The organism is Clostridium arbusti SL206 (genome assembly GCF_000246895.1).
In the GTDB taxonomy this organism is placed as follows: domain Bacteria; phylum Bacillota; class Clostridia; order Clostridiales; family Clostridiaceae; genus Clostridium_I; species Clostridium_I arbusti.
Window position 1 is genome coordinate 1 of the sequence record NZ_BAEV01000117.1, and the last position, 11,347, is coordinate 11,347.

An 11,347-nucleotide genomic window follows, 5' to 3' on the forward strand; every position below is an offset into this window, starting at 1 on the left:
ATTATACTTAAATTTAGTAAGAGTACAAACTCCCACTAAGTAATATTCATTGTAATATTAAAAATTTACAATAAAAATATTTAAAAATTGTTGACTAAATTGATAAATAATCATATATTAATTATATAACATATGAATAAGTGAACATATGAGCATATGTATAAATATAGTAAATGGAGGGATCTATTTGTTTAATAAAGAAGTTGAAACCGTAGAAAATTGCAACTGCAACGTAATCCACGAAGACATAATCAATAAAGTTAAAAAAAATATGATTGATGAAGAGCTTCTATATGATTTATCAGATTTATACAAGGTATTTGGTGATACTACAAGAATAAAAATTCTTCATGTACTGTCAATTTCAGAAATGTGCGTTTGTGATATATCCACACTACTTGGTATAAAACAATCTTCAGTATCACATCAGTTAAAAACACTAAGACAAGCTAAATTAGTTAAATACAGAAGAAATGGTAAAGTAGTTTACTACTCCCTAGATGATACTCATGTAGAACAAATATTCAATCAAGGGCTAGCCCATATAAAAGAAAAATAATGTCTTATATAAAATAAGTTCACTAAACTAAAGCTAACGCTAACAATACCAATTTACTGAAACAAACATACAATTTAATATAAATCATTGCTATTATCTATATATCATATTGAAACAATTAATAAAGAGATAAATAAGACGTAAGATAACTTGGAATAAGAGATGGAGGGATTACTTTGAATACAAAAAAGAAAGAACTTATATTAGAAGGTTTATGCTGTGCAAACTGTGCAGCTAAAATAGAAAGCAGATCAAAAAATATTTCTGGTGTGGGTTCTGTTAATATGGATTTTGTATCTAAAAAATTGACTTTAGAAATTGAAGATGAAAATGAAGTTATAAGAATCCTAGATGAAGCTAAAAATATTATAAAAAGAATAGAGCCTGATGTTAAAATAATAGATACCAGTATTAAAAGTACTATAGTTGACGCTGTTGAAGAAGATACTTCTGGGAAAAAATTAAAATTTGCTGGACTAATTATAGGTGTAATACTATATATAATCACCTTTTTCCTAGTAGATAATTCCACTTCAAAACTTGTTGTTTCAGTTATAGCTTATCTCTTAATTGGTGCAGAAGTTTTAATTAAATCCTTTAAAAATATACTCCGAGGCGATGTTTTCGATGAAAATTTTCTAATGAGTATTGCAAGTATTGGTGCTTTTGCAATTAAACAGTACCCAGAAGGTATAGCCGTTATGCTTTTCTATCAAGTTGGAGAAGCTTTTCAGGATATGGCAGTAGACAGATCACGAAGATCTATAACAAAGCTTATGGATATAAAACCTGAATTTGCTAATTTACAGGTTAATGATACTTTTAAACAAGTTCATCCTGAGGATGTACAGATAGGTAATATTATTCTCATAAAACCAGGTGAAAAAGTTCCTCTAGATGGTACTATAATAAAGGGAGCTTCTATGGTAGATACTTCTGACCTTACTGGTGAATCTCTTCCAAGAGAAGTCAATGTTGGCAGTACAGTGCTTGGTGGTTTTATTAATCAAAATGGTGTTCTAACAGTTAAAGTTACTAAAGGCTTTGGAGAATCTGCAGTATCAAAAATACTAGACCTTGTTCAAAATGCCAGCAGTAAAAAAGCTGAAACAGAAAATTTTATAACTAAATTTGCAAGATACTATACTCCTGTAGTTACTATTTTAGCTATATTACTTGCTGTAGTCCCTACTCTTGTAATTCCAGGATCTCATTTTTCTCAGTGGCTATACAGAGCTTTAGTTTTTCTAGTTGTATCCTGCCCTTGTGCTCTTGTAATCTCTATACCCTTAGGTTTCTTTGGCGGTATAGGGGGTGCTTCAAGGAAAGGTATCCTTATAAAGGGAAGCAACTATTTAGAAGCTCTTTACAATGTAAAAACTATAGTATTTGATAAAACAGGAACACTTACAAAAGGTGTATTCAACGTTACTGAAATAAATAGTAGGAACAATATAACAGAGGATGAATTGCTAGAATATGCAGCTTTTGCAGAAAATTATTCAAATCATCCTATAGCAAAATCTATTTTAAAATGTTATGAAGATAAGAATGGTAAAATGAAAACTACAGATAATGCTAAGATTCCTAGTTGCAAAGTAAAAGCTAAATGCCAAAACATTCTTCCAGATAGGATAAATTTGAAAAAATCAAATACTTTTCCTACACATAAAATATCAAAGGCAATATTCAAACCCTGTAAAAATAAAAGTAGTAATGACACTGCTAACTATAGTGAACTTGCTGGCTATGGTGTAAAAACTATAGTTAATGATAAAACTGTTATTGCTGGTAACGCAAAGCTTATGAAAAAGGAAAATATAGCTTATGATAACGTGGATACTATTGGAACTATAATTCATGTAGCAGTAGATAACATCTATGCTGGATATATTGTAATCTCTGATGAATTAAAAAATGATTCCGCTAGTGCTATAAAGGCTTTAAAAAAGCTTGGAATGAAGAAAACAGTTATGCTTACAGGTGATGCTTCTAGAGTTGCCACTGAAATAGGAAATAAACTAGGCATAGACGAAGTTTACTCAGAACTTCTTCCAAATGAAAAAGTTGAAAAATTTGAAATGCTTCACAGCATGAAAACACCAAAGGAAAAGATATTATACGTAGGTGATGGAGTAAACGATGCTCCCGTACTTGCAATGGCAGATGTAGGTGTTGCAATGGGTGGTCTTGGTTCAGATGCTGCTATTGAAGCTTCTGATGTAGTAATTATGACAGATGAGCCTTCAAAGATAGTAACTGCTATAAAAATAGCGAGAAAAACTCAATCCATTGTATGGCAAAATATAATCTTTGCTTTGGGAATAAAGGTAGTAATCCTTGCCCTAGGTGCTCTAGGCTTTGCAAATATGTGGGAAGCTGTATTTGGAGATGTAGGCGTAGCCCTAATAGCAGTGTTAAATTCCATGAGAGCTTTGAATGTGAGGAAACTGTAAAAATTATAAAGGTTAATGAGCAAAATAAAAAACTTACTAAGGGAACGTACATAGATTTGATTTACACAAATCTATGTACGTTCCCTATCCGGTTTTAAAAATTGTTTTAATTTCATCTTTCCATCCCAATTTTTTTCTTATACGCTGCACATGAGCATCTATAGTTCGAGTTTCTCCCACAAAATCATAACCCCAAACTTTTTCCATAAGAACCTCTCTTGTCAAGGCAATGTGTATATTCTGAATAAATAAAATCAGTAATTCATATTCCTTAGGCAGCAGTTCTATCTGTTCACCATTCTTTATAACCTCATGACTGTCTAAATTAATTTCAACATCACCATGTGTAAGCTTATTTGTTAGTTTACTATTTCTGTTTAATACTGCTCTTATACGTGCTAACAATTCCTGATACTCAAAAGGTTTAGTAACATAATCATCTGCACCTAATTGAAAACCTTTAAGTTTATTTTCCAGTTCATCCTTAGCTGTTAAAAAGATTACAGATATATTCTTAGGTTTAAGAAACTTTATCAAATCAAAACCATCTAAGTAGGGAATCATAATATCCAATAACACCAAATCAAATTTATTTGTTTCAATTTTTTGCAAAGCTTCTTGTCCATCATAAGCCGTTTCTGTATCATATCCAGCTACCTTTAAATATTTACATATTACATTAGAAATAGGTATTTCATCTTCTACTACTAAAATATTCATTAAATCACCTTCATTTTCATGGATATGTACAATATTATAACATCTCTTATTGTATGATATGGATTTTTTATTTAGATTTTACAAAACAAATACATCTTAACTTTTTAGATAAAGCAAAAAGGAGTGTCCAAAAACACCCCTTACAAAAAGTTTAATATACTCTAAAATAGATTGACTATTATTTTATATGTACTCCACTATTATTTTTATAAAATCCTCTATATCATTTAAATTATTATTTATTATATCATAGACTAGTGCCCTATCTAGCTTCAGGTAATCATGAATCAAAATATTCCCCTTTTTTTATTTTTTCAATAATTACATTATCGTATATATCGGAATAATATTTAAAATCAAAATACTCTCTTAAAGATAAGGACTCAAAATCCCCTCTTTCATCATCATCCTTAATTACTATTCCATCATGAATTATTTCATATTTCAATAGAAGTGAGGCATTATTTAGTGAAACTATATCTACATTTTTCTTAAAAAAAGATTTTCCCTCTTCTATAATCTCTCCTCTTATGAAAGCTGCTTCTAAATTTGTATAACTATTGCTGAAGTATAACGCTATATCTACATCACTATTTTCTGAGGCCTTTCCCGTTGCTTGGGATCCAAAAATATATGCAAATTTTATTGCATATTTCTTATTTATATCAAAAATAAAACGCTTAGCTTCATCTATAATATTACCCATCTGTAATCACCACCAAATTTGTTCTATATACATATTATTATCAAAAGCTTCTAATTGAATTCAATCTATATTACTTCAATAAAAACAATATAATAATTTACCTATATTGTAATGCCTTCGTTTTACCTTTACTTAATAATACTATATCATATACACTTACCATATGGAATATAATAGGAAACATTATTAATGCGTACTGCTGATTTATGTATAAGGCATATTCAAATAAATAACTAGTCAGTATGCTAGTCTATTTTGAATCCTACTACGTCAACAGAACCTTCTGATAGCACCACTATCATCAGAACCTGTTTCCTTGTATAATTCAAAATAGACCTCGCATCTTTGACTTGTTATTTATTTTCATATACCTAAACTCTTACTTTTTTTCTTTTATTAAATATAAAACCTCATCAAAGGTATTATTTTAACTGCCACATCTTATTAGCTCTAGAAAATAATGCCTCTAAGCCAGCTTTGTGTTCTTCAAGTTTTTGGATAACATATGTATCAGTTGTGTCTATTGGTTTCATATTTTTATCAACATATAGTTCATATGCTTCACCATTTTCCTGTATACTAAAGCCGTACTCATATCCACCTGATATCAATGGCCATATAATTAAAAGTTCACCTTTATTATCGGTTGATCTAGTTGATATTGCTAAATTTCCTGTATAATGTAAGTAATCTGGTTTTTTTACATGATAATTATAGCCATCTTTTAATAGAGAATGCACACCATCTCGATCTTTCGGTACAGCTTTTACAAATTTATTATATTTGATGGTTGTTATTAGAAACCAGCTAATATTTAGAGCTACAAATACTAATATAATAAATATAAAAACTCTTTTTCCAGTAATCTTATTCATAAATTCACCACTCTATTTCCTTGTTTTTTTATATTCTCATCATGGGTAACAAGTATAATGGTTTTACCCTGTTTATTTAACTGCTTTAAAATATCAAGTACGGCTTCTGCATTTTTCTTATCAAGAGAACCTGTAGGCTCATCAGCCAATACAACATCACACTTTTTTAGCATCAATCTAGCCAAAGCTACTCTTTGCTGTTCTCCCCCTGATAATGTGTATATCTTTTTATTTAATTTGTCTTCTAAACCTATAATACTCAAAGCATCTTCAATTGATAAATTTGTTTTGCAATCCTTACGAATTAATTTTAAGTTTTCTTTAACAGTCTTATTATCAACTAATGCAAAGTTTTGAAATAAAAAACCTATTTTTGTTCTGAAATAATTTAGATGATTTTTTTTATTTTTAATATCTATACCGTCAACTATTATTTCTCCATCATCAATTTTTTCAATTGCACCAATCATATTTAACAAAGTTGTTTTTCCACAACCACTTGGTCCAGAAAATATAATAAAATCTCCATTTTCTATTATTAAATTAAAATCTGAAAATACTATTTTTTCATCAAATTTTTTAGTTAAATTTTTTATTTTAATCATAAATTTCCTCCTTTCAATATATTTTGAATTTTAGAATTTTCAATTTTATGTATATAAAATGTAATAACAGATAGTTCTAATACTAAGATTCCTATTCCTCCAAAAGCTAAATAGTATACTTCTTCAGTTTTCAGTATTATAGCAACAATAACAGCCATTATTATACTTGATATTGTAGTTATAATTGTCAACATAATAATTTTCCTATTTTTTTCTAAAATACTATATCCTAATACTTTCTTAATGGAAAGCTCAATGGCATTCACTTCATACTCTAGTCTTATAATTGAGTTAATAATAATAAATTCCAATAGTAAAACTAAAGCACTAAATACTAAGTTAATATATAAAGCTCTTTTAGCTATAGTCCACATATTGTCATATTTTTCTAAAACATTATTTTTCTGAATAAACTGATCTTCTAAATTATGGTCTACTATAAATTTGTTAAATTTATCAAATGCATCTTCTGAGGATAGTCTATACATAACGTCTCCTAAATAATCTCCTTTTATTGAATCCTTATCATTACTCTGACTTCTAACTTGCTTACCTGACATGTTATTATAAACAATAGCAGGGTTTTTAACTAAATCACTGCCGTATATATAGTCCTCGTCTATTCCAACAATATCTATATTATTATGGTAATAAATCACACCATAATTGTAGACGAATTCAGTACCCTCTTTAGCTCGTATATCATTTTTTAGTAGATTAATAATGTCAGATTTATTTTTTGTTCTATCAGGCAATATAAAATAAAAATCTTTATCTAAATTAACATTATTAAGTTCATCTATCTTACTTGATAAATAAGCACGAGCATTTCTATTAGCTGAAATACCTTTTATACCTAAAAAATCCGAGATATTTTTTACTGAAGTTACGTGAAACTCTTCAAAGAATTCTCTATAAAATTCTGCATCTGCACTTGAAGATTTATCAAAAACCCTATTATCAATAATGCCATTACTGTTTTCAATTGGCTTATACACAAACTCAATATAGTAATAATCTGAGTGGGCATCAAAAAAAGCTTTTTGTTTATAAAAACTATAGGATTGAGAAATTAAGGCTATATTACTAGATATTATAAAGATAGTAATAAGAGTTGTCACTAATTTTAAAACATAATTAAGTGATAACAAATTTTTAGAACTTCTGCTGTTAGAGAAAGCTTCTTTTACATCATAAAAATATAAATTTAAATATAATAAACCGTTGATACATAATAAAATAATAAATGCTATAATTGAGATTTTAAAATGAAACAATATGTAAGTATATCTTGATAAAATAGATAGTATTATTACAAAAGTTATTATGAATACTAGAGAATCTAAGAGAACATTTTCTAAGATAATCTTGCTTATTCTTTCTCCCATAGAGATTCTAACAACATTTTCTTTTTTTTGCTTAATAATATCATAGTAAGATAATAATAAAATAATACTAATGATAAGTAGCCATATAGCCATTGTATTATTTCTTGATTCTTTATCAGGATAGCCTTGTTTAGGATGATTGCCTGCATATTTATCAATTAAATCCATTTTAAATTTATTAACTTGTTCCATACTGCCAATAATATAGTAATCATGTTGACTTTTAATATTAGGTATACTCTGAATATTATTAAATTTAAAATTAGCATTTCCTAAAAAAAGACTTCTGTATTTTCTTTCAAATATATTTGAAATTTCGTTTATATGTTTTTCAGCTCCTGGTGTACCATAAATATCGTATTCAGTAAGAGAAATAGATGGCTGAGACCTTATGAATGTAAATACCTGAACTTTATTTTTATTTGATGACTTAACTATATCAGCAATCATTTCTTCACTGGTTGTATTCTCTTGTAAATATAATGTAGTATTATTATATTGAGTATAAAAATTATCTAAATAAAAAACATGGCTTTCCCCTATAATTAAAAAACCTATAAAAATAATAAAAAAACTGATAATGTACTTAATTTTTTTCAAAGAAAACCCTCCGGATCTTTAGTTATCATTATGGATTCAAATTTCATTCCTTTTCTATCTCCCTACTAGCAAAAATATTCTCTCCATCTTCTATCTTTATTATCTTATGACATTGTTTAGCAATATTTTCGTCATGAGTTACTATTATTGTAGCTAGTTATATTTCTTCCATTCAGTGCAGTATTACTTGCTGAATTTAGGCTAATTACTCTAAATCCTTAAAATATTTTGCTTGTCTATATGCATTTTTAAATCTATTAGAAAAATCTTTAATTTTTTCATTACTATCAATACTTACTTTTCCATTAACAGGTATTACAGTATGAAAATTCTCTGCCTTATTATATCTAGTTGCAAATAAATATTTTTTACCTTGTTTTAACATCGTATCATTTTCAACAACATATAATGTTTTATCTAAATATCCACCTTCTTGATTTACGACAACAGTTCCACTTAGATTGCCTTTTATATTTTCTATAACTTTTACATTAAATTGAGTTTCTGGATATTCACTTAACTTTTTATTACCCTTTTCCGAAACTATTTCACCAATAAATACATTTTGTGCAAATCCAACCAAAGCACTATCGTCTGAAAAATCCGAGACATAAGATGGATGCAAAACTACAGTTTTAGATGAGGATTTTTGTGCTATATTGTTAAGTGCTATAAATAATCCAATTAATACTATTAAAGTGAAAGCAATAATAATCACTTTCTTTTTAAATAAAATTTGCATTAAGATTCCTCCTATTTTATTAATGTAAAGCATTATAAAAAATGATGATGTTGAAACTGTTGGATGGACAAGTTTTATAAACAAAAGTAATAAACAAATTACTTTATTTGCTGTTAAAATCAAAAATTCTAATATTAAATTTATTGAAGTAGATCCTAAATATAATAGGCAAAAGAAAAGTATAAACTTAAATGAAATTGTTATATTTACATGGAATAAAGCACTAACCCTCAATGATATGAATGTAATCGCTCTTGATAAAAATAATTCTATAATATATAAATATGAATATGATTCTAAAAATTCAACAGTTACAAGCCTAGAAAGCTTAAAATGGTACTCAATTAAATAAAAATTTTTTTCTTATTATAGTTCAAGTTCTAGAGACTCTGCTATTTTTATTAAGTCTTCTTTATTTATTTTGTAGCCTACTACATTATAAAATACTTTATCTTTAATAAATGCTACTTGAGTATATCCACCGTTTGCCTCACATATTATCGCATCTACTCCCTTTACCTTTGCTGTCCCAGTTTTATTTACTATATTTCTTTGTTCAGATGAACTATCTATATTATCAGAATCATTTCCTTGAATTAATGATAAGGTTTTACCTGATGCTGATTTATAATCTGTTATTATACGATAGGAATTAGTGGTGTATTTAGGCATATCATAATTATAAGTATCATGTATTGCATATGTACTTACTTCTTTTAAATCGCCTAAATTAGTTGTTGGTTTTCTCTTTTTAATTGGGACACTCTTTTTTATGATATCCTGATTAGTTATATTTTCACTTTTAATTTTAGGAACAAAGGATTTATTGTCATCTTTAATAACTGTAGATAGTACAACTTCTTTTGAGGTTGGTACATCTACCTTACTAGTATTTAAATTAGCATTAGATATGATGAATATTCCTAGTATCACAGGTATCACAGGAATAATAATAAATTTCTTTCTTAACATAATATTCTAACCTCCACTTTTCTTTAATAAAGATTATATAAAGTTCAGTAATAAAAATTTTTATACGAAAATAGGATAAAGATTCCTCTGTAGCTATCGCAGATACTTAATTTAAACCATAATCATTTCTAATTCGTAACAGAGTATAGGCTACAGGATCTGACGTAGATTATTTTTTTACTTTATTTAAATTTTTACTCATTTTAACGCTTAACATAGGTTTTTCCGGAAATGTTGTCGATACCCATACTTATACTATCTGCCTCCTTACTATCTTCTAGTTGACAAAAGCAAATGAATTAAAAAGTAAATTGAATACAATATTAAAACCACTTAGACTTATTATCATCATCACTATTATTATTAATGAACTTACTTTATTTTTTACAATATCCTTTAAAGCAAACATTTAATCCCTCCCATAAATTTAATAAGGAGCTATAAAATAGCCCCTATATTTATAACATTTGATTTTAGTTATATATTACAAGTGGTGCATAGGAAGATGTCTTCTCAGATCTATGAGTACTCATCCATTTGTATGCACCATTCTGAGTATGTGTATATGTTGCTATGTCAGGATTACTTGAGGTACCATTACCTCATACATATCCTTCTCCCTTACTTAATATAGTTCCAGAAATAAAATATTTTTTAATATTTATAGAAAATATTTTTGTAAGATACATATCTACACATTTATTGTTACATGTAATTCATTAAATTTAAACCCATCAAACACAAACCGTTAATTTTTAAACACAAACTGCAGTATATTTTTTGAAAATAACTGTTTATATTAAAAAAATCACGTTTCATGTCCTATACATTGCAAGTTATTTTAGGTGAGTTATTTAAGATGATTATCTTAATTTTAGTATTTTTCACTTTAGGAAGATTGCATTATTTCTTATTTTCTATGATTATTTTAATTTCCACTAAATTAGATAGATTTTCTAAAATATAATTTTAAAAATGGTATACTCATCTTCTAAATTTATTTGAATTTTACCACCTTTTCCTTCAATTATTTTCTTTACGTTATGGAGTCCGTAGCCCCTGTTTTTGCCTTTTTTAGTAGAAAACCCACTTTTAAATATATTGTTAATCTGTTCTTCTTGTATGGGCACTCCATTGTTTTTAACCTCAATTACACTTTTATCCTCTTCAATTACTATATTAAGCATTACATTTTTAACACTACTACTATCTCTTTGAACTTGAACTGCTTCAAATGCATTATTTAAAAGATTACTTAATACATCTGAAATTTCATAATCTTGCAACTTATTTTCTAAAAAGTTATTATCTATATTGTATAAAAAATTTATATTTAGTCTTTCAGCTTTACACATATTATTATATACTACAGCCTTTATTATTATATTATCTATGTATAATATATCTTCTATATCTTTATTTGAAGAAGTTGATGATTTAATATATTCTTTTAGTTGATTTTTTATCTGTTTTTCATCTGTTACTTCAATTATTCCATTTATAGTATTTATGTAATTTTTAAAATCATGTTGTTTTCTTTTAACTTCCTCAATGGTATTATCTATAATTGAAATATATTCATTTCGTACTTCTAATGTCTTTTTTTCTTCCATAATCTTTGATATATATAAGTATAAATAAATTTGTGCTAAGAATATTGCCGCTAAACATATTATGTAAACTATTAAATTCTTCAAAATAATATTTTTATCATATTCCCATAT

At 27.1% G+C, this 11,347-nt stretch carries 13 protein-coding genes; 3 read left to right on the forward strand and 10 right to left on the reverse strand.

Going from position 1 to position 11,347, the window contains the following annotated elements; all coding sequences use genetic code 11:
- Nucleotides 1-187: 187 nt before the first annotated feature.
- Together RH99_RS15955 and RH99_RS15960 are read left to right on the forward strand one after the other, a co-directional pair.
- Nucleotides 188-559 (forward strand): ArsR/SmtB family transcription factor, encoded by a 372-nt coding sequence (locus tag RH99_RS15955; protein ID WP_010240560.1) that lies wholly within the window; start codon nucleotides 188-190, stop codon nucleotides 557-559.
- A gap of 176 nt (nucleotides 560-735) precedes the next feature.
- Entirely contained in the window at nucleotides 736-3,015 is a 2,280-nt protein-coding gene (locus RH99_RS15960; RefSeq protein ID WP_010240562.1) for a heavy metal translocating P-type ATPase, read from the forward strand.
- Nucleotides 3,016-3,099: 84 nt separating this feature from the next.
- Here RH99_RS15960 and RH99_RS15965 read toward each other — a convergent pair whose 3' ends face one another.
- The 9 genes from RH99_RS15965 to RH99_RS19955 all read right to left on the reverse strand — a co-directional run bounded on the left by RH99_RS15965 (nucleotide 3,100) and on the right by RH99_RS19955 (nucleotide 10,032).
- Nucleotides 3,100-3,735: a response regulator transcription factor gene (locus RH99_RS15965; RefSeq protein ID WP_010240563.1), complete on the reverse strand. Its 636-nt coding sequence runs from the start codon at nucleotides 3,733-3,735 to the stop codon at nucleotides 3,100-3,102.
- 183 nt (nucleotides 3,736-3,918) lie between these two features.
- The gene (locus tag RH99_RS18715) at nucleotides 3,919-4,026 is read right to left on the reverse strand and encodes a HepT-like ribonuclease domain-containing protein (protein WP_010240564.1); all 108 of its coding nucleotides are present in this window, start codon (nucleotides 4,024-4,026) and stop codon (nucleotides 3,919-3,921) included.
- On the reverse strand, nucleotides 4,016-4,441 hold the full coding sequence (gene mntA / locus RH99_RS15970) for a type VII toxin-antitoxin system MntA family adenylyltransferase antitoxin (RefSeq protein WP_010240565.1): 426 nt from the start codon (nucleotides 4,439-4,441) through the stop codon (nucleotides 4,016-4,018). The genes RH99_RS18715 and mntA overlap by 11 nt, the downstream gene beginning before the upstream one ends.
- A 422-nt stretch (nucleotides 4,442-4,863) precedes the next feature.
- The gene (locus tag RH99_RS15975) at nucleotides 4,864-5,316 is read right to left on the reverse strand and encodes a hypothetical protein (protein ID WP_010240566.1); all 453 of its coding nucleotides are present in this window, start codon (nucleotides 5,314-5,316) and stop codon (nucleotides 4,864-4,866) included.
- Complete coding sequence (locus tag RH99_RS15980) at nucleotides 5,313-5,921, reverse strand: ABC transporter ATP-binding protein (protein WP_010240567.1); 609 nt, start codon at nucleotides 5,919-5,921, stop codon at nucleotides 5,313-5,315. Before RH99_RS15980 ends, RH99_RS15975 begins: the two co-directional genes overlap by 4 nt.
- Nucleotides 5,918-7,909 carry a DUF1430 domain-containing protein gene (locus tag RH99_RS15985; protein ID WP_010240568.1) on the reverse strand — a complete coding sequence of 664 codons (1,992 nt, stop codon included), beginning with the start codon at nucleotides 7,907-7,909 and terminating at the stop codon, nucleotides 5,918-5,920. Before RH99_RS15985 ends, RH99_RS15980 begins: the two co-directional genes overlap by 4 nt.
- A 205-nt stretch (nucleotides 7,910-8,114) precedes the next feature.
- Nucleotides 8,115-8,651 carry a hypothetical protein gene (locus tag RH99_RS15990; RefSeq protein ID WP_010240572.1) on the reverse strand — a complete coding sequence of 179 codons (537 nt, stop codon included), beginning with the start codon at nucleotides 8,649-8,651 and terminating at the stop codon, nucleotides 8,115-8,117.
- A 366-nt stretch (nucleotides 8,652-9,017) separates the two neighbouring features.
- On the reverse strand, nucleotides 9,018-9,623 hold the full coding sequence (locus RH99_RS15995) for a DUF4367 domain-containing protein (RefSeq protein WP_010240575.1): 606 nt from the start codon (nucleotides 9,621-9,623) through the stop codon (nucleotides 9,018-9,020).
- 277 nt (nucleotides 9,624-9,900) lie between these two features.
- Nucleotides 9,901-10,032 (reverse strand): hypothetical protein, encoded by a 132-nt coding sequence (locus tag RH99_RS19955; RefSeq protein WP_279374483.1) that lies wholly within the window; start codon nucleotides 10,030-10,032, stop codon nucleotides 9,901-9,903.
- Between the two features lie 408 nt (nucleotides 10,033-10,440).
- On the opposite strand from RH99_RS19955, the gene RH99_RS19065 reads away from it, so the two are divergent.
- Nucleotides 10,441-10,590, forward strand: coding sequence for an accessory gene regulator B family protein (locus tag RH99_RS19065; protein WP_138990732.1), 150 nt, complete (start codon nucleotides 10,441-10,443; stop codon nucleotides 10,588-10,590).
- Here the strand turns inward: RH99_RS19065 and RH99_RS16000 are convergent.
- On the reverse strand, nucleotides 10,580-11,347 hold a 768-nt coding region (locus RH99_RS16000), incomplete at its 5' end, for a sensor histidine kinase (protein WP_010240577.1). The two genes, RH99_RS19065 and RH99_RS16000, sit on opposite strands and share 11 nt — an antisense overlap.

Coding starts and splice junctions, on each gene's coding strand:
- RH99_RS15965 (WP_010240563.1), bottom strand. CDS start 3,735: ATGAATATTTTAGTAGTAGAAGATGAAATACCTATTTCTAATGTAATA.
- mntA (WP_010240565.1), bottom strand. CDS start 4,441: ATGGGTAATATTATAGATGAAGCTAAGCGTTTTATTTTTGATATAAAT.
- RH99_RS15975 (WP_010240566.1), bottom strand. CDS start 5,316: ATGAATAAGATTACTGGAAAAAGAGTTTTTATATTTATTATATTAGTA.
- RH99_RS15980 (WP_010240567.1), bottom strand. CDS start 5,921: ATGATTAAAATAAAAAATTTAACTAAAAAATTTGATGAAAAAATAGTA.
- RH99_RS15990 (WP_010240572.1), bottom strand. CDS start 8,651: ATGCAAATTTTATTTAAAAAGAAAGTGATTATTATTGCTTTCACTTTA.
- RH99_RS15995 (WP_010240575.1), bottom strand. CDS start 9,623: ATGTTAAGAAAGAAATTTATTATTATTCCTGTGATACCTGTGATACTA.
- RH99_RS19955 (WP_279374483.1), bottom strand. CDS start 10,032: ATGTTTGCTTTAAAGGATATTGTAAAAAATAAAGTAAGTTCATTAATA.
- RH99_RS19065 (WP_138990732.1), top strand. CDS start 10,441: ATGTCCTATACATTGCAAGTTATTTTAGGTGAGTTATTTAAGATGATT.